The organism is Kytococcus schroeteri (assembly GCF_002847825.1).
Classification (GTDB): domain Bacteria; phylum Actinomycetota; class Actinomycetes; order Actinomycetales; family Dermatophilaceae; genus Kytococcus; species Kytococcus schroeteri.
This window is the reverse complement of sequence record NZ_PKIZ01000002.1, coordinates 76,502-94,512: the sequence shown is the minus strand read 5'-3', so window position 1 is coordinate 94,512 and position 18,011 is coordinate 76,502. Positions and strand designations below refer to the sequence as shown.

17 protein-coding genes and 1 pseudogene are annotated in these 18,011 nt (G+C 69.4%); 9 read left to right on the top strand and 9 right to left on the bottom strand.

Annotated elements, in window-relative coordinates:
* Both CYJ76_RS12325 and CYJ76_RS12320 read left to right on the top strand, forming a co-directional pair.
* Window positions 1-611 (top strand): M16 family metallopeptidase (locus tag CYJ76_RS12325; protein WP_180802169.1); only part of this gene is annotated, 611 nt, incomplete at its 5' end.
* On the top strand, window positions 608-2,026 hold the full coding sequence (locus CYJ76_RS12320) for a M16 family metallopeptidase (RefSeq protein WP_101849056.1): 1,419 nt from the start codon (window positions 608-610) through the stop codon (window positions 2,024-2,026). The genes CYJ76_RS12325 and CYJ76_RS12320, both read left to right, overlap by 4 nt.
* Before the next feature lie 16 nt (window positions 2,027-2,042).
* Here CYJ76_RS12320 and CYJ76_RS01585 read toward each other — a convergent pair whose 3' ends face one another.
* The 5 genes from CYJ76_RS01585 to CYJ76_RS01565 form a co-directional block, all read right to left on the bottom strand.
* A complete protein-coding gene (locus CYJ76_RS01585) occupies window positions 2,043-2,780 on the bottom strand; it encodes a hypothetical protein (protein WP_144043011.1) in 738 nt (245 codons plus the stop codon).
* A gap of 170 nt (window positions 2,781-2,950) precedes the next feature.
* A complete protein-coding gene (gene rsgA, locus CYJ76_RS01580; protein ID WP_101849053.1) occupies window positions 2,951-3,958 on the bottom strand; it encodes a ribosome small subunit-dependent GTPase A in 1,008 nt (335 codons plus the stop codon).
* The gene (aroA, locus tag CYJ76_RS01575) at window positions 3,958-5,301 is read right to left on the bottom strand and encodes a 3-phosphoshikimate 1-carboxyvinyltransferase (RefSeq protein WP_101849052.1); all 1,344 of its coding nucleotides are present in this window, start codon (window positions 5,299-5,301) and stop codon (window positions 3,958-3,960) included. Before aroA ends, rsgA begins: the two co-directional genes overlap by 1 nt.
* 16 nt (window positions 5,302-5,317) lie before the next feature.
* Window positions 5,318-6,028: a DoxX family protein gene (locus CYJ76_RS01570; protein ID WP_101849051.1), complete on the bottom strand. Its 711-nt coding sequence runs from the start codon at window positions 6,026-6,028 to the stop codon at window positions 5,318-5,320.
* 84 nt (window positions 6,029-6,112) lie between these two features.
* Entirely contained in the window at window positions 6,113-6,787 is a 675-nt protein-coding gene (locus CYJ76_RS01565) for an acetyltransferase (protein ID WP_101849050.1), read from the bottom strand.
* A 50-nt stretch (window positions 6,788-6,837) separates the two neighbouring features.
* Between CYJ76_RS01565 and CYJ76_RS01560 the strand changes: the two genes are divergently transcribed.
* From CYJ76_RS01560 to CYJ76_RS01545, 4 genes are all read left to right on the top strand, one after another.
* On the top strand, window positions 6,838-7,695 hold the full coding sequence (locus CYJ76_RS01560) for a nucleotidyltransferase family protein (protein ID WP_180802168.1): 858 nt from the start codon (window positions 6,838-6,840) through the stop codon (window positions 7,693-7,695).
* A gap of 134 nt (window positions 7,696-7,829) precedes the next feature.
* On the top strand, window positions 7,830-8,753 hold the full coding sequence (locus tag CYJ76_RS01555; RefSeq protein ID WP_101849049.1) for an NAD-dependent epimerase/dehydratase family protein: 924 nt from the start codon (window positions 7,830-7,832) through the stop codon (window positions 8,751-8,753).
* Between the two features lie 14 nt (window positions 8,754-8,767).
* Window positions 8,768-11,098 carry a glycosyltransferase gene (locus CYJ76_RS01550; protein ID WP_101849048.1) on the top strand — a complete coding sequence of 777 codons (2,331 nt, stop codon included), beginning with the start codon at window positions 8,768-8,770 and terminating at the stop codon, window positions 11,096-11,098.
* Window positions 11,095-12,324: a lipopolysaccharide biosynthesis protein gene (locus CYJ76_RS01545; protein ID WP_101849047.1), complete on the top strand. Its 1,230-nt coding sequence runs from the start codon at window positions 11,095-11,097 to the stop codon at window positions 12,322-12,324. Before CYJ76_RS01550 ends, CYJ76_RS01545 begins: the two co-directional genes overlap by 4 nt.
* Before the next feature lie 107 nt (window positions 12,325-12,431).
* Here the strand turns inward: CYJ76_RS01545 and CYJ76_RS13140 are convergent.
* The 4 genes and pseudogenes from CYJ76_RS13140 to CYJ76_RS01520 all read right to left on the bottom strand — a co-directional run bounded on the left by CYJ76_RS13140 (window position 12,432) and on the right by CYJ76_RS01520 (window position 16,574).
* Window positions 12,432-13,376: pseudogene (locus CYJ76_RS13140) on the bottom strand (acyltransferase family protein).
* Window positions 13,377-13,597: 221 nt separating this feature from the next.
* Entirely contained in the window at window positions 13,598-14,752 is a 1,155-nt protein-coding gene (gene wzy, locus CYJ76_RS01530) for an O-antigen polysaccharide polymerase Wzy (protein ID WP_144043009.1), read from the bottom strand.
* A gap of 74 nt (window positions 14,753-14,826) precedes the next feature.
* Window positions 14,827-15,438: a sugar transferase gene (locus tag CYJ76_RS01525; RefSeq protein ID WP_101849043.1), complete on the bottom strand. Its 612-nt coding sequence runs from the start codon at window positions 15,436-15,438 to the stop codon at window positions 14,827-14,829.
* A gap of 8 nt (window positions 15,439-15,446) precedes the next feature.
* Window positions 15,447-16,574 (bottom strand): DegT/DnrJ/EryC1/StrS family aminotransferase, encoded by a 1,128-nt coding sequence (locus CYJ76_RS01520; RefSeq protein ID WP_101849042.1) that lies wholly within the window; start codon window positions 16,572-16,574, stop codon window positions 15,447-15,449.
* 190 nt (window positions 16,575-16,764) lie between these two features.
* Between CYJ76_RS01520 and CYJ76_RS01515 the strand changes: the two genes are divergently transcribed.
* The 3 genes from CYJ76_RS01515 (at window position 16,765) to CYJ76_RS01505 (ending at window position 18,011) form a co-directional block, all read left to right on the top strand.
* On the top strand, window positions 16,765-17,430 hold the full coding sequence (locus CYJ76_RS01515) for a sigma-70 family RNA polymerase sigma factor (RefSeq protein WP_101849041.1): 666 nt from the start codon (window positions 16,765-16,767) through the stop codon (window positions 17,428-17,430).
* Window positions 17,431-17,435: 5 nt separating this feature from the next.
* Entirely contained in the window at window positions 17,436-17,681 is a 246-nt protein-coding gene (rsrA, locus tag CYJ76_RS01510) for a mycothiol system anti-sigma-R factor (protein WP_070703820.1), read from the top strand.
* Between the two features lie 147 nt (window positions 17,682-17,828).
* Window positions 17,829-18,011, top strand: a complete 183-nt coding sequence (locus CYJ76_RS01505; RefSeq protein ID WP_101849040.1) for a hypothetical protein — start codon at window positions 17,829-17,831, stop codon at window positions 18,009-18,011.

Below are 18,011 nucleotides of genomic sequence, written 5' to 3'. Positions count from 1 at the left end.
CCCCGCCGCAGGCGCCGCTGGGCCCGCTGACTGGGGACGGCCCTCGCTTCACCTCCGTGCCCGATGCCGTGCCGTCGGCACGCGTGCACGTCGCCTTCCGTGCGCCGGGGGAGGAGCACCCCGACCACCTGCCGCTGGCCATGGGCATGGACGTGGTGGCCGGCCTGGCCTCCTCCCGCCTGGCAGCACGTCTGCTGCGCGGCGAGGAGTCCGTGCACGGCGTCTCCGGTCACGTCATGGGCTCGGCGGCCGGCGTGTCCACGGGTTTCGTGGTGGCCGACGTGGCCGAGGGGCACGACCCGCGGGCGGTGGCGCTGGCCGTCGTGGAGGAGATGGGCCGGGTGGCTCGCGAGGGCGTCACGGCCGACGACATGGCCACCGTCGCCACGGACTCCGAGCGCGCCTGGCTCTCGAGCCTGGCGCACGCCGACCAGCGGGCCGACGTGCTGGGCCACTTCGCCACCCTGCGCGGCGGGGCCCACCGGGCGTGGGAGTGGTTGGACGACGTGCGCTCGGTGACCGCCGAGCAGGTGCAGGCCGCCGCCGAGCGGTGGTGGCAGCCGGGCGCCTTCGAGGTGCTGGTGTTCGAGCCGCAGGAGGAGACCCGATGACCGCCGTGGACCGCAGCACCGCCCCTGCCGTGGAGCAGCCGGAGGCGTGGGAGTTCCCCGCCTCGAGCGTGCACACCCTGGAGGGCGCGCAGCAGGTGCGCGTCTTCGAGCTGCCCGGGCAGCCGGTGGTGAGCGTGGAGATCACGGTGCCGATGCCGTGGGCGGCCGAGCCGCGCGCGCTGGAGGGAATCGGCGTCATCGTGGCGACAACCCTCGAGGAGGGCACACAGGACCTCCCGGCCGACCAGCTGGCCCGCGCCTTCGAGCGGGCCGGGGTGGACCTGGGCATCAGCTCCACCGAGCACGGCCTCATGGTGGGTCTGGAGATGGTGCCCGAGCGGGTGGCCGACGGGCTGGCGCTGGCCGCGGATCTGCTGGCGCGGCCCACCTTCCCCGAGGCGGCGGTGGCCCGCGAGGTGCGGGGGCGGCTCTTCGACATCGCGCAGGAGATGAACACCCCGGCGGTGCGGGCGGCCCGCGAGTTCGCGGCGCTGCTGCACGGTCCGCAGGCCCGGGCCGGGCGTCCGGGGGCGGGCTCGGCCGAGACCGTGCAGGCCGTGACGCAGGCCGACGTGGTGGCGCACCACCGGGCGTGGGTGCGCCCCGCCGGTGCGCAGGTGGTGGTGGCCGGACCGGTGGGTGCCACCGAGGTGGCCGCCGCGGTGCAGGAGCACCTCGTGGACCCCTGGCGCGATGCGGTGGACGGCTGGCAGGAGCCGGCCGGGCAGGTGCCGGACGAGGGCTCCGCGGGATCGGCCGCGCCCGAGCCCGCCCCGGCTGCGTCCGAGGGCGCGCCGCTGGAGTTGCTCGTGGTGGAGCGTCGCGGTGCCGCCCAGACCGAGGTACGGCTCGGCTGGATCGGTCCCACCCGGCACACCGAGGGTGGGTACGCCCCGTACGCACCCCTGGCGGTGCACGTCGGTGCCTCGCCCACCTCGTTGCTCGACGAGGTGCTCCGCGAGGAGAAGGGGTGGACCTACGGCATGCGCGCGGCGTTCCGTCCGAGGGCCGGGCGGGGCGAGTTCATGGTCTCGGGCAGCTTCACCACCGAGGCCACCGCCGAGGCGACCCACGAGCTGGTGCGCCTGCTGCGGAGCGTCGACCACGGCATCGACGAGGCGGACGCCACCGCGGCGCGCGACTTCGCCCTGCTCACGGCGCCCATGCGCTACGCGACCGGCCAGGTGGTGGCCCACGAGGCCGCGGTGCTCGGGCTCGACGGCCTCTCGCCGGAGTTCACCACGCGCACCCTGGCCGAGCTGGCCGAGGTGGACGCCGCGGCCATGACGCGCGCCTGGCGCCGGTGGTCCGGCGGCCGCTGGGTGATGGTGCTGGTGGGCGACCACGCGGTGTGGGGCGCGGGCCTGGACGGCCTCACGCCCCACATACAGGTGGTGCCGGCGCCGGGTTCCTGACCCCGCGCCCCACGGGTCAGCAGCCGACCGGCGGCACCGTGATGGCGAAGTCGGTGAGGAACACGCGCTGGTCGCGGTCCATCGTGTTGTTGTCCGCGTTGTCCCAGTTCTCGTAGGTCACGGTGAATCGGGTGAGCTTCTCGCCGTGGGCGCGGACGTTGTGCGTGCCGTCGCTGTTGGGGGCGTCACCCGTCTGGGCGGACTGGTACCACCACCGCCCGTCGGCGAGCTGCTGGCCGGTCAGCGTGTTGCTCGGGGTGGTGGACAGGTTCGTGGAGAAGCCGACGGCGTCGCAGAAGTCGTGGACCACGGCGTCGATGTCGGTGACCTGGAAGTCGATCGTGGAGATCGTCCGGTCGAAGGTGAAGGTCACGTCCTGGTACCCGCCGGGGGCGCACCCGTAGTTGTTCTGGTGCAGCACGAGGCCGGGCTCATCGGTGCCACCGATGACGAACTGGCTGAGCCTCAGGTTGTCGTTGGAGGTGCCCTGGCCGTCGGTGGGCGGGTTCCCGCCGGGGTTCATGTTCACGAAGGAGGTGTTCACCTCCATGCGCAGGGTGCTGCCGTCGGACAGCGGGATCTCGTAGAAGCCGTAGGTGTCCGACACGCGCGTGTAGTGGGCGGACTCCCAGTCCACGGTGACGGGGACGGGCGTGCACTCGCTGGCGGCCACGGCCGGGGCGGTGGTGGCGGTGGCCACGACGGGCGCACTCCAGGCGGCGCCGCGCAGCACGGTGCGGCGGGAAGTGGTCATGGGGGATCCCTCTCCTCGGGGTAGGTGTGACGCCGTGTCCAGGACGCGGCGTCGGCAACGTAGCCCGACAGGGTTTCCCCCACCAAAGAATCGACTGTCGGATCACTGTCGCCCAGGTGGGCTTGACCTCTCCTCCCCTGACCCGATGCGGGGCTGCACCGGGTGTGCCCTCACTCCCCGCCGCGTGCGGCCAGCAACCTCCGCAACGAGTCAAGACGGGCCGCCCCGCCGGCGCCGGCGCTCCCGGACGCCACCCACGCGTCCAGCGCGCAGTCGTCCACCCCCTCGTGGGGGCAGCCGCGGGGGCACTCCTGCGTGCCGGGGGCCAGGTCGGGGAAGAATCCCACGAGCTCCTCGGCGTCCACGTGGGCCAGGCCGAAGGAGCGGATGCCGGGGGTGTCCACCACCCAGCCGCCGCCGGGCAGCTCCAGGGCGACCGCGGAGGTCGAGGTATGGCGCCCCCGCCCCGTGGTGTCGTTCACCCCGCCGGTGGCGCGCCCGGCGCCGGGTACCAGTTCGTTGACCAGGGTGGACTTGCCGACCCCGGAGTGGCCCACGAGCACTGACCATCCGCCGGAGACCAGCTTGCGCACGGCATCGAGCCCCTCGTGCGGGTCGTCGCCGCGACGTGCCACCACCAGGGCGGGCACATCGAGTGCGGCGTACTGGGCCACGAGCGGGCCGGGGTCGGCCACGTCGGCCTTGGTCACCACCAGCGCGGGCTCGATGCCGGCGTCCCACGCCGCCACCAGGCAGCGGTCGATGAGGCGCGGACGCGGCTCGGGGTCCGCCGCGGCGGTCACGATGAGCATGCGGGCCACGTTGGCCACCAGCACGCGCTCCACCGGGTCGGTGTCGTCGGCGGTGCGGCGCAGCAGCGTGGTGCGTGCCTCGCGGCGCACGATGCGCGCCAGCGCGTCCGGGTCGCCGGACAGGTCGCCCACCAGCGAGACGTCGTCGCCCACCACGATGCCCTTGCGGCCCAGCTCCCGGGCCTTCATCGCCCGCACGCGCACGCCGTCCACGAGCACGTCGAAGCGCCCGCGGTCCACGGCCAGGACCCGACCGGGCGTGGCGTCCTCGTGGGCGGGGCGCTGCTTGGTGCGGGGGCGCGAGCCGCGCTTGTTGGGCCGCACGCGCACGTCGGCCTCGCTGTAGTCCGAGAGCCGGCGGGCCATCAGGCGCCCACCATCGCGTCCCAGAGCCGGTCGAAGCCGGGCACGGTCTTGCCGGTGGTGGCGATGTCCTCTACCTCCACGCCCTCGGTGCGCAGTCCGAGGATCGCCCCGGCCATGGCCAGACGGTGGTCGGCGTAGGTGTGGAACAGCCCGCCGTGCAACCGGCGCGGGGTGATGGCCAGCCCGTCGGGCAGCTCGCTCACGTCGCCGCCCAGGGCGTTGACCTCGGTGGCCAGGGCGGCCAGCCGGTCGGTCTCGTGGCCGCGCAGGTGGCCGATGCCGGTCAGCCGGCTGGGGGAGTCGGCCAAGGCCGCCGTGGCCGCGATGACGGGGGTCAGCTCGCCGGCGGCGGACAGGTCCGCCTCGATGCCGTGGAGCTCGCCACCGGTGACGGTCAGGCCCCGCTCGTCGAGGGTGCAGGTGGTCCCCATCCGGGTGAGCAGGTCACGCACGTGGTCGCCGGCCTGCGTCGTCTGCGCGGGCCACCCGGGCACGGTGACGCTGCCGCCGGCCACGGCGGCGGCGCACAGGAAGGCCGCAGCGCTGGAGAGGTCCGGTTCCACGGTGACCTCGAACGGGTCGGGGCGGCGGCCCTCCACCCACCAGGTGCGCTCGTCGCGCTGCTCGGTGTGGACGCCCACGTGCTGCAGGGCCGCGAGCGTCATTTCCACGTGGGGGAGACTCGGCACGTCGCCGGTGGCGTGCACGGTGAGCCCGCCGGGCACGGTGCACCCGGCCAGCAGCAGGGCGCTGACGAACTGGCTGGAGGCCGAGGCGTCCACCTCCACGCGGGCGTCGTCGGGGTCGGCCTGGGTGAGCGCACCTGCGAGCCGCAGAGGGAGCACGGACCCATTGGACCCGGGCTCCACGGTCATGCCCAGCGAGCGCACGGCATCGAGCAGGGGCGTCAGCGGTCGGTGGCCGAGGCGCTCGTCGCCGGTGAGGGTGACCGGGCCGTCGGCCAGGGAGGCCAGCGGCACCAGGAAGCGCAGCACGGTGCCGGCCAGGCCACAGTCCACGGGCTCGGTGGGGGCCTGCCAGCGGGTGGCGGGGGAGACGGTCCAGCGGACGGTGCCGTCGGCATCGGTGGACTCGGCGACCGCGTGGCCGAGGGAGCGCAGCGCCTGCACCATGAGCCGCGTGTCGCGGGCCTCCAAGGGGGCAATGAGGCTGCTCGGGCCGCTGGCCAGTGAGGCGAGGGCGAGCCAGCGGTTGGTCCAGGACTTGGAGCCGGGAACCGTCACGGTGGCGTTCAGCGGGGTGTGGGCGAGGGGCGCGGGGTACGCCGCGGGGCGCGCGGATCCACCGGTGTGGTCCGCACGCCCCGTCGGGTTGGTGCTCATGTGATCGGCCTGGTGCTCAGGCGACCTTCTTCTTGGCAGTGTTGTAGGAGTCCTCGACGGCGTCCAGCGCACGGTCGATGAAGGAGTCCTTGCGCTTCTTGGCGGCGAAGGCCTTCTTGCCGGCCTTGGCCTGGCTGCCCAGCAGGCCGGTGACGCCCGCAGCCTTGCCGGTGGCCTTGCCCGCGGAGCCGCTCACGGTGGCCTTGGCCTGCAGGGCCTTGTTCTCGGCCTGGAGGGCCAGCACGTCCTTCTTGAGCGCGGCCACGGTGCCCAGGTGGTCGGCGCGGTCACCGGCGATGGAGGCGGCGTTCTGCGCGCGCCAGGCCAGACCCGGCTTGCCGGCGGTGTCCACGGAGGCCAGCAGCAGGCCACCGGCGATGGCCAGGTCCTTCATGAACTGGATCTGCGTGCCCTGACGCTCCTCGCCGTCCTGCTCCCAGAAGCGGTGGGTGGAGAGGTTCACGGCGGTCACGTCGGCGGCCAGGGCCAGGGCGCACAGGCGCGGGGCCACGCCGAGGGCCAGACCGGCACCGGCGACCACGGACACGTAGCCGTGCACCTTCATCAGGGTCTCGCCATCGGTCTGGACGCCCACGGGCTCCAGCACCTCGTCCGCGGCCTGCTGGGCGATCTCGGCGCCGTAGGACGGGTTCTTCACGTGCTGCATGCCGGAGGCGAGGAAGATGCCACCGAGCATCGGGCGGGCGATCATGCGGATGGGGTCCATGAGGGTCTCCTCTGTCGTGGACGGACTCGTTGTCAGCCTAACGCCGCGCGCCGACAGCGTCCTGTGGGGTGAGAGTGCCCCGCGTCACCTCGTGGGAAGCGGGCGGGCGGGGGATCCCACCACCGTCACGCCGTCGGGGACGTCGCGGACCACCACGGCTCCGGCGCCCACCATGACGTCGGAGCCGATGGCGACCCCTTGGATCACTGCGGCACCGGTCCCGATGGTGGAGCGGGCGCCGATGGTGACGTTCCCCGAGACCGAGGCGTTCGGCATCACCGTGACCCCAGGGCCGAGTTGACTGTCGTGACCGACCGCGGCACCGCGGCCGACATGGGTGTGCGAGCCCAGTTCGATGTTGGTGGTGACCGTCGCGAACGGGAACACGACGCACCCCTCGTGCATGCGGACGTCGGGGCCGATGTGGGCCTGGGCGCTCACGAGTGTCGCCTCCACCAGGCCCGCGTCCAAAGCGCGCTCGGCCAACTCCAGCCGAATCGAGCCCGAACCGATGCCCACGGTGAACCTGGCACCGGGGAAGCGTGCGAGCTCTTCGGTGCCACCGAGGTTGCGGAGTGAGATGCGCTCGAGTACCTCGGGGTCCGGAGACCCATCGTCCACCGCTCCCAGGACGTGAGCGGGAGCCGGGGGGAGTACGCCGGCTCGCACCAGAGCCAGTACCTCGCGGGCGTGACCCCCTGCGCCGACCAGCACCAGTTGTGACGATCCGCCCGGACGCTTGTTACGAGAGATGGACACGGCACGTACTCTATGCTCGACGGAAAGTGCTCGGGAGAGAGGGAGCCCGCGTGGCTACGCACGAGGTCGAGGTCAGGGAACGACTTGACCTCATTCATGCCCTGTGCCAGTACGTGGCGGACTCCTCGGGAGTGGACATCCTGGCAGTCAAGGGAGCGGTCGCCCGCGAGCAGTTCACGGCAAGGACCCGGATCGGCACCGACGTGGATGTCCTCGTGCGGCCCGGTCAGGCGGACCGCTTCGTGGAGGCGCTCACCCGGGGCGGCTGGACGATCGGCCGGGATGCGCACGATCTGGATCTGTCGAACCACGCCGTCGTCCTCGAGCACCCTCTCTGGGGCCTCACCATCGACGTGCACCGACACTTTCCCGGGTTCTCGGCCTCGCCGACCGATGTCTTTCGCTGCCTGTGGGCGGAGCGCGAGTATATACGTCTTGGCGGTCGCAATTGTGCAGTCCCGAAGCGGTGTGCCCACGGTGCCGTGCTGATCGTGAATGCCGCGCGAAACCCGATGGATCATGACGCCAGGCTCGTCCACGATGGGTGGACGAGCCGTGAGTTCGGGCGTGGCGTGACGATGGTGCACGAGCTTGGAGGGGCCCAGGCCGCGGCCACCCGGTTGCCTGAGTTGTTCCACCCCGAGCGGCGCTCCTACTACTGGCAGGTGGTGAGCAACCAGCCCACCGGGACAGCGATGTGGCTCGCCCGCATCTGGGATACACCGGGTGTGATGCCGCGGTTGAGGCTCTTGGCCTATGCGCTGGTCCCCCCGCCTCTGTGGGGTGAGCGCAACGGTTGGGCGCAACGTCTGCGGCGCACGCCGGAGCACTGGGCGAAGGGGCTGCGCCAGTTGCCGGGTGCTGTGCGACGTCTCGTGCGTATGGCCTGGGGTCCCCGGCGGCGGTGAGTACGGAAGACGTCCGTGACGGACAGGGACCGCGCGTGTGACTGGTGGCACAGTCTCATCAGTGCCGTCCTCCCGACGCCTCTCCGGGGATGGGCTACCTTGGAGGCCGTCCCGAACCCCAGTCTGGAGCCAAGATGCGTATTCTGATCACTGGAGGAGCCGGGTTCATCGGCTCCAACCTCACCCGCCTCGCCCTGGACAAGGGGCACCAGGTGGTGGTCGTTGATGACCTCTCCACTGGGTACCGGGACAACCTGGACGGGCTCGACGTGGACTTCCGTGAGGGCTCGGTCCTTGACGACGAGCTCATGGCCTCGGCCATGGTGGGCGTCGAGTCGGTGACGCACCTCGCCGCCCTCGGCAGCGTGCCGCGCTCCATCGCGAACCCCCGTGCCACGCACGAGGCCAACGCGACCGGCACGTTGCGTGTGCTCGAGGCCGCGCGTGACGCAGGGGTCAAGCACGTGGCCTGTGCCTCGTCCAGCTCGGTGTACGGCATGAACCCGGCGATGCCCAAGCACGAGCGCGAGTGGGTTCGGGCGATGTCCCCGTACGCCGTCTCCAAGCTGGCCACCGAGCAGTACACCCTCGCCTTCCAGCAGTCCTACGGCATGGACACCTTGGCGTTCCGCTTCTTCAACGTCTACGGGCCGCGGCAGCGGGCCGGCCACGTGTACGCCGCGGTCATCCCGATCTTCCTGGACGCCCTGCTCAAGGGGGAGGCACTGCCGGTCAACGGTGACGGCTCCAACTCCCGCGACTTCACGTACGTGGGCACCGTGTGTCGAGTCCTTCTGGATGCTGCCGAGCGCAAGGTGACCAATCCCGAGCCGGTGAACCTTGCATTCGGCACCAACACGACGCTGCTGGAGCTCATCGACCAGATTCAGGAGGTCTCCGGCCAGGCCGCGGAGGTCGTGCACCGGGACCCGCGCCCGGGCGACGTAAAGCACTCCCAGGCGATGAACGACTCCCTCATGTCGCTGTTCCCCGACGTGGAGCCCGTGACCCTGAAGCAGGGCATCGCCGAGACGCTCGAGTACTTCAGGTCGCTCTGAAGGAGTCTGGGCGCATGCGCGTGCTGATCCTTCTGAAGACGAATGAAGGGGGGATGTGGATCCTCCCCCAGGTTCGAGCGCTGCGGGCTCGGGGGGAGGAAGTCGTCGTGTGCATACCGGAAGGGGACGGCAAGCTCCGCCGAGCTCTGGACGGCGAGAGCATCGAGGTCCTGCCGAGCCCATTCGACTTCGAGTTCGGGCCGCGCTTCTCGACGTTGCGGGGCCTGCTCGCGTTGCGGAGCCTTGTTCGTCAGGTGTGCCCTGACGTCGTGCTGTACCACCTCTACGCCTCGGCACTGGCGGGACGCTTGTCCACCATCGGTCTTCCGCTGCGGAGGGTCCACATGGTGGCGGGGCCGCTGTACCTTGATTCACCCATCATCGCCCGGCTGGAGGGGTTCCTGCGCGCGCTGGACGACACCCTCATCTCCGGTTCCGAGTACACCTTCCGGCGGTACGAGCAGCTCGCCGGTCCTCGCCCGGGGAACCACACGGTCGTGCCCTACGGCGTGGACGCGGAGGCCTTCGTTCCTGCCACCCCCGAAGAACGGCGCCGGGCTCGGCGTCGACTGGGGATCCTGGAGGACGAGTTCGTGGCGATCATCGTGGCTTACGTCTACGCACCCAAGACACTCGCCGGGTACACGACCGGTGTGAAGGGTCACGACACGCTGATCGAGGCGTGGGATGAGTTCGCGGCTGGCCAGGAGGGTGTCCGCCTGCTCATCGTCGGGGGTGGCTTCGACGATGAGGGAGAGGTCTACCGGCAGGAGCTGATGGCTCGCTATCCGGGACGCGGCTTGTTGTGGACCGGCAAGGTCACCGACGTGGCCAGTTACTACGCCGCGGCTGACGTGAGTGTGAGCCCTTCGCTCTCCGAGAACCACGGGGCGGCCTGCGAGGCCGGGGCGCTCGGGCTGCCTTCCATCGTCAGTGACGCCGGGGGTCTGCCCGAGACCGTGGACACTGCAAGTGGCTGGGTATTCCCGCGGGGGGATGTCCCAGCCTTGGCGGACCGACTGCGGGCAGCGCACCAGGCCTTCGTGGAGGGACGTCTGCGGGCGATGGGGGTGGCTGCGCGCGACCGTATGGTGCGGTTGTTCCACTCACCCTCGGCTGCGGAGAGCGTGGCCGATGCCGTGCAGGGCGTCGTGGGTTCCGGTGATCCGGTCGTCACGGCCTTCACGGAGGCGCACTTTCATCGAGGGCTCGCCGGGGTCACTGCACCCGATGGTGCGAATGGCGACTCGCAGTGGGGCCGGTACGCAGCGTTGGGAGGGACGCTGCGCGTTGCAGGCCGTACGTCGGCCCCGGAGGAGATCACGGGCGGTGAGGTCGTGAGCACCTCGGCTCTCGTCCCGCTGCCCGAGTACCACGGTGCAGGCGAGTTGGTGCGTGCTTCTCTGCCCTTGATCCTTGCCGTCGACCGGGCTGTCGCGCAGAGCGATCTGGTGATCTGCCGTGTCCCGGGCCCCATCGGTACCCTCGCAGCTTTGAGCGCTCGCTGCCGTGGCGTCCCCTATGTGACGGAGATGGTCGGTGACCCTCTTGACGTGCTGTCCAGTGGTGCAGCCGGGGAAGTGGCCAGACGAGCCGCCAAGGGGGCGGCCAAGGTCACCCGTTGGGTGGTGTCCCATGCTGCCGCCGCACGGTTCGTGACTCGAAGCAACCTGCAGGCGGTCTATCCGGCCGCCCTTGGCCGCCCGGTTTTTGGTATTCCCAACGTGCGTATCCCGCGTGCAAAGTTGCGCAGCGAGCCTCGCGCCATGACGGGAGAGAGGGTTCGTCTCCTGGCCGTGGGGTCGCAGGAGACGAACTACAAGGGGCACGACATCGCGATCCGCGCCCTCGGCCACCTGCGTGAAGACGGCGTCCGGGCACACCTCGTGCTTGTGGGCGGGGGTCGGCTCCACGAGGACCTGAAGGAACTCGCCGGTGAGCTCGGTCTGACGGACTCGGTGGAGTTCACCGGGGCCGTGAGTCGGTCGGAGGTGCGGCTGGCCATGGAGGCGGCCGACATCTTGGTGCATCCGTCACGGACCGAGGGGCTGCCAAGGGTGGTTGTTGAGGCCATGGCCACCGGTCTCCCTGTCGTAGCGACACCGGTCGGTGGTGTGCCGGAACTCGTGCCGTCCGATCGACTCGTGGGTGTGGATGACCACCGAGGCCTCGCTCGCGCCGTGGCAAGCCTGCTCGATCCGGTGGTCTATGAGGAGTCCTCGAGGCTCTCGCTGGAGACCGCTGAGGGGTACGTCCAGGAGCGCGTCGATGAGGCGTTCGCGGAGTGGGTTGCGACGCTCCGATCGCTCGCACAGGAGCATCGTGCGAGGAACGGAGGCGCATGACGGGAAAGGCGGGCCAGGCTCTCGCGGGCAGCCTTGCCTTCAACCTGGGTCAGTGGGCCCTCGTCGTTGCACTGAGCCGCTGGGCGGGCTTGGAGGTGATGGGGCAGTTCGCGTGGGCCCTGGCGGTGTGCACGCCTGTCTTCATGCTGACGAACCTGAGCATGCGTGTCGTTGCTCTCACCGATGAAGACATGGACCACCGGTTCCCGGACTATGCACGACTCCGTCTGTTGTGCTCCGTCGTGGGAGTTGGGTTGGTCTTTCTGCTCGCCCTGGCGCTGGGGCACCTGACGCTCGTCGTCGCCATGGTTGCTGTGGCGAAGGCCTTGGACGCGATCGGGGAGGTGTTCTACGCGTGGTTCCAACGGCAGGAACGCTTTGGGCCCGTGGCGCTCAGTCAGATCGCCAACGGATTCCTCACGCCGTTGGTGGTGGGGGCCATGCTGCTTGGTGGTGTGCCGGCTCAGATCGCTGTGAGCGGCAGTGTCGCCGCCTCCTTCAGCGCGTTGGCGTGGCTTCTGGTTCTGGCTCAGAAGCAGGGATTGGGACCCCTCACCCTGCACTTCTGGAGGGCGAGCCCCGCCACGTCGTGGCGTGGACTCCTTCTCGTGGCGGCTCCTGCCGGGATCGCGTCGGCGGTGACGTCATTCCTGGCCAACATCCCCCGGTATGCCATCGAGGACATCTTGGGGGCCGAGGCGCTGGCCGTGTACTCGGCCATCTCCTACATCCAGATCGCGGGGCTGACCGTGGTGGGGGCCGTGGCCACGGTGCTGCTGCCACGACTGGTCTCCCTGCGTGAGAGCGGTGGTATCCGCGCAGTGGTCCGGGCGACAGCCATCTGGGCGGCAGGTCTGCTGGCCCTCACCCCTGTTGCAGCAGGCGTCGCTTGGCTGCTCGGTGCGCCGGTGCTTCGCCTGCTGTACGAGAAGGACGTCTTCGTGGACGTCCCGGTCCTGGTCTGGCTCGTCGTGTCGCTGGGGCTCGCCGCGGTGGGATGGATGTTCGATCTGGGACTCGCTGCACGTCGCTTGTTCCGTGCTCAGCTGTACTCGACCCTGCTCACCGTGCTGGTGGTGGTACCGCTGGCGTGGTTCCTCACCGCCCGGGGCGGCCTCACGGGAGCTGCGGTTGCTGCTGCAACGGCAGCCCTGGTCCAGGCCATCATCCGGCTGGGCTTTCTCGTGGCGGTGCCGTCGCAGAGGCCGGTGGTGGGCACGCCTTGAATGTGGCCTGGGTGGTCCTGCACGTCGCCGCAGGGCTGCCGGTGAGCCGCCCAGGGGTGGCGACCCGGCGCGGTTTGGTGTGAACTGAAGATCCCCGGCGATCTGGCTTACGCGTTGCGCCCGGTGAGGATCGGTGGTGTGGTCCTGGACCAGCGGAACAGCGGCGTCCTCGCGAACGGAGAAAGAGCCAGCGGGACGAGGTAACCAACCACCAACAGGATGGGGGTGACGATCCACCAAGATGTCACGCCCAGGTCCTCCAGGAAGAGCCAGCACCCTCCGATGGCTGCGCCGTGGACCAAGTACCACACGATGGAGTTCTTCCCCACCCACTGCATCCAACGGGGCCACGAGATACGGCTTGCGCACCAGATCAGAAGCAGTACACCGCCCACGGAGAGGGCATAGGCGTGGATCCCGCGCGACCAGCGCGCCTCTGGATCGACCACGACGAAGACCGACCACAGAAGAACGAACCCGGCGAGAACGCCGGGCACGAGACCGCGTGTGGACTGCCATCTCGTCATCCAGTGACGCGATGTGGCGCCCAGGAAGAAGAAGCTGCTCCACCAGGCGTAGTGGATGACCAGCTTCGCCACTGCCAGATCAGGGACGAACGTTTATGCGCCGATGGCGATGAGGGCCAAGGGGGCGGGGAAGACCCACACCGGTAGAGAGTTGGCCAGGAGACCGAGCGCGTAGCAAGCGGTCAGGACCATCAGGAACCAGAGATGGTGGTAGCCGATGATCCAGGTGCGCGGGTCAAGGAGTGCCTCCGTCTCACGGAAGGCCACGACCGTCACGAAGGTCCAGACCAGGTACGGCCAAACGATCCCCTTGAGCTTTCCGGAGATGTAACGCTTGGTTCCCTTCGTCAGCGAGGACTCCAAGAGCATGCCTGAAAGAAAGAGCAAGGTGGGCATTCGGTACGGCTGAAGGGCGAACTGCCACCGCTCAAGCCATGGAGGGGGCTCGGCTCCCAGCTGCATCGGCAGGACGGGAACGTGGAGCAACACCACTAGGAGGACGGCCAAGCCCCGTACCGCGTCCATCCATTCGATTCTTCCGTTCTTCGTCTTTCCTTCGGTCATCGTCCTACCATCCACGGTGCGTCTTCCTTCTCGGGTCTGACATGGGCCGCTCTGTCCATGCCCTCGGACTCGTGAAGGGGATGGGCATTGTACGGCGGCTCTCGAGTGCTTGGCCTCTTGCGGGACAAGGTCGGCCCATGACCGCGGGGTAACTGCTGTTGCCCCGCGGTCATGGGCCGACCTTAACGTGCAACTGTTGCACCTCCGGCACGCACCCGGGGTGCAGGATCGGTGCTCGGCTGCGTGGTGCGGGGGACGGCCTTGGCTGGAGCCGTGGTGCGAGTCAGCCACACGACCAGGAGAAAGACTGCTCCGTACAAGAGCGTTGAGAGCAGCATGTCAAGGTCGCCGCGCATCGAATACATGAGGAAGGTGATGAACAGCGGCGCGAAGAAGAGTGCCGGCCGCCACGTGGTGGCCTTGGTGAGTAGGTACTTGTGGAACACGGCCAGTAGCGCAAAGACGACAAAGACGCCGACCAGGCCCGCGTTGAGGCGCGCCTCGCCCACGAGGGAGAAGCCGTACCCCGCCTTCGCGTGGGAATCGAGATAGAACTGCACGAACCAGTCGCTCAATGAGGTGAACCCCGAGCTCGAGCCTCCACTGATCATGTTCCAGTAGGAGTGGGTCGCGTCGGTGTCATTGATGGGGTAGCGACTCAAGAGGTAGGTGTCGACGAAGAGGAGGGACCCCTGGTTGAGCACTCCGGTCGTGTCGAGGTCACCATTTCCTCGCGTCGCGAAGATCCATGTTCCCAAGACCGCGAAGGTGCCCCCGACGATCGGTGTCCATCGGGCTGAGCGCAGCAGTCCGAACGTCGTTGCATGGACGAACAGGCTGAAGATCAGGAAAATGAAGTCGCGTTCCGCTGACAGTAGTCCATAGGCAATGAAAACGACCGCGTTGAGGAAATACCACTTGCGAGCCGTCTTGTCCGGCCAGATGAAGAAGAGCATCGACAGGGCGATGGTCTCCAGAAGGACATACTGGTAGTGCAGCGCGGGGGCGGTGCCGACGGACACGGCCTTCTCAAAGGGGCTGAGGACGGCCAGCTGGAGTGCGAAGAACCCCCCGTAGAGGGTCAGGATGAAGAGGGCCACGGAGTAGCCTGTCCATCGTGTCCCGTCGTCGCGCCGCCAATAGGGGTTCGTCCGGAGGGCTTGGGAGTCCCGCGCCAGCAGGTCCACAGTGAGCCAGGCGACGAGTACGACTAGGTATGCGATGCCGGCATCCGGGACCTCTGACACCACGGTGCCTTCGTAGATGTCCTCGCCTCGCATCGTGTTTACGACGGGGCCCAAGGAGAAGAAGGCGAAGTAGGCCGCGACATAGGCCATGACGGACGAGCGTGGACCGCGCCGAAAGAGTAGGACCAGTACGGCGGACGAACAGACGAGAATCTCAGTAGGGCTCACGCGCTCTCCCCGCTCCCACGGAACTCCGTCATCGTCGCCTGCCCGTCTTCGGCGATTCCTTCACGGCAAAGCACCGCGCCGACCGTGTGCGCAAGGATCTTGAGATCCAGCACCAGGCTCTGGCGGTCCACGTACTCCACGTCGAGCGCGAACCGCTCCTCCCACGTCAGGGAGTTGCGCCCCGAGGCCTGGGCCAGCCCGGTCAGTCCGGGCTTGGCCTCGTGACGCCGGGCCTGCGTGGGGGAGTAGAGCGGCAGGTACTTCATCAGGAGTGGGCGGGGGCCGACGAGGCTCATGTCGCCCCGGACGATGTTCCACAGCGTGGGGAGCTCGTCGATGCTCGTGGAACGGAGGAAGGACCCGACCCTCGTCATGCGCTCGGCATCGGTCACGCGGCCACGAGCCTCGTCCACGTGGTGCATGGTGCGGAACTTGATCATCTCGAACGGCTCACCGTGCAGACCGGGCCGCGTCTGGCGGAAGAACACCGGCGAGCCGAGAGTGGTGCGGATCGCCACGGCTGCCGCGGCCTGCACCGGCAGTGAGGCTACGAAGGCGGGAACGGTCAGCGCGAGGTCGAGTGCTCGCTTCACCGGCGCGTAGCTCACGAGGCCCCTCAGGCGTCCAGCAGCGTCGTGAGCGCCTCGATGACGCGCTCCTGCTGCTCGTCGGTCATGGTGCTGCTGCTCGGCAGGTTCAGGCCCGTGCGGAAGAGCTCCTCGCACACCTCGCCACCCACCACCGGGGTGTCGGCGAACACCGGCTGCATGTGCATCGGCTTCCACAGGTGGCGGGCCTCGATGCCCTGGCCGGAGAGGGCGCCCTGCACCGCGTCCACGTCGAAGCCGGGGCGGTCCACCACGATGCTGGTCAGCCAGCAGTTGTCGAAGTGGGCGTCGTCCTGGTCCCCGAGCACCCGCACGCCCTCGAGCGCACCGATGGTCTCCACGTAGCGCTCCCGGATGGCGCGGCGACGGCCGATCAGGTCGTCCAGCCGGCCCAGCTGCGCGCGGCCGATGGCCGCCAGGATGTTGGACAGTCGGTAGTTGTACCCGTGCTCGGTGTGCTCGTACCACGGGACGGGCTCACGGGCCTGCGTCGAGAGCTTGCGCGCGTGGGCGATGAGCGCCTCGTCGTCGCTGACGAGCATGCCCCCGCCGGAGGTGGTCATGATCTTGTTGCCGTTGAAGGAGAACGCCGACGCCAGCCCGAAGGAGCCCGCGGCGCGGTCGCCCAGCCGGGCGCCCAGCGATTCCGCGGTGTCGCAGAACAGGGGGACGTCCAGCTCGACCAGCCCGGCCTCGAGCACGTCCATCTCGCAGGCACGGCCGAAGAGGTCCACCGGGACGGCGGCGACCACGGTCTCGCCACGGTCCTTGAGGTCGCGCACGGCCTGCAGCATGAGCTGCGGGTCCACGTTCGCGTCGGACGCCTGGGAGTCGACGAACACCGGGGTCGCGCCGGTGTAGGCGATCGCGTTGGCGGTGGCGGCGAAGGTCATGGAGCTGGTGACCACGTGGGTGCCGGGGCGGGCCCCCAGGTGGATCAGACCCAGGTGCAGGGCCGCGGTGCCGGAGCTCAGCGCGAGGGCGTGCTTCGCGCCCACCCGCTCGGCGAGCTCGGCCTCGAAGGCGTCCACCTCCGGTCCCAGCGGGGCGACCCAGCCGGAGCGGATCGCGCGGACAACGGCCTGTTCCTCGGCATCCGAGATGTCAGCCATCGAGAGGTGGATGCGCTCGGTCATCGGGGGGCCTTTCCGGTGGGCACTCGGGACTCCGGTCACCGTACCCCGGGACAGGGGCGGCGGCCGTCGGGTCAGGGAGCGGGTCTCCGCGATGTGGGTCACACCGGCTGCGCCCAGCGCGAACACCGGCCCGCGGCGCGCCGCACCGACCTACGATGTCCCGGATGACGAGCCTCCAGGAGGGTCTGCGATGACGCCCACCACCCGTGAGAAGCCCGCCACGACCACGGCCGGGTCGGCCGACGACGTCGTGGACGTGGCCACCGAGACCCCCGAGGAGCAGGCTGCCCGCTTCGAGCGCGAGGCCCTGCCGCACCTGGACCAGCTGTACAGCGCGGCGCTGCGCACCACCCGCAACCCCTCGGACGCCGAGGACCTGGTGCAGGAGACCTACGCCAAGGCGTTCGCGGCCTTCCACCAGTACAAGCCGGGCACCAACCTCAAGGCGTGGATGTACCGCATCCTCACCAACACGTACATCAACAACTACCGCAAGAAGCAGCGGCAGCCGCTGGAGTCCGACGCCGCCGAGGTGGAGGACTACCAGCTGGCGGCGGCGGAGTCGCACACGGCCAAGGGGCTGCGTTCGGCCGAGACCGAGGCGCTGGACCACATCGCCGACACCCAGGTGACCGAGGCGCTGGCGCAGCTGAGCGACGAGTTCCGCATGGCCGTGTACCTGGCCGACGTGGAGGGCTTCGCCTACAAGGAGATCGCCGAGATCATGGACACCCCCATCGGGACCGTGATGTCGCGTCTGCACCGCGGAAGAAAGCAGCTGCGCGAGGCGTTGGCCGAGTACGGAGCCGAACGCGGCTTCGGTCGGAAGTCTCAGGTGGAGGAGGTCTCGTCGTGAGCCGCATGTGTCACGAGTACCTCGAGAAGGTCTACGCCTACCTCGACGGGGAGATGTCCGACGCCGACTGCCGGGCCCTGCAGGCGCACCTCGAGTCGTGCCCGCCGTGCATGGCCGCCTACCAGCGCGACGCGCGCCTGAAGGAGCTCGTGCGCCGGTCCTGTGCGTGCGAGCCGGCGCCGACCGAGCTCCGCGAGCGCATCGTCACCTACATCCACACCAGCGTGACGGTGGTGCGCCGTCAGGCCTGAGCGGCCCCTGAGTGTCACGCCGGAGGCTGGGCCGACGCTGGATCGAAGGTAAAGATTTGCCCAAGAAGAGGGGCGAACCTTGGAGAAGGCTGGGAGGGGTGCCCACACTGGTGGCGCCCCTCAACGCCCCCATTGAAGGAGATCCCCATGTTCATCGAGGCCATCACCGCCCTGTCCGACGCCGCGCAGACGGCCAACATCTCCATCGAGACGGTCGCGCACGCCGCCAACATCTCCATCGAGACGATTGCGCGCGCCGCGAACATCTCCATCGAGACCAGCAACATCTCCATCGAGGTCGAGGACGCGCTGCGGAAGTTCTCTGCGTGA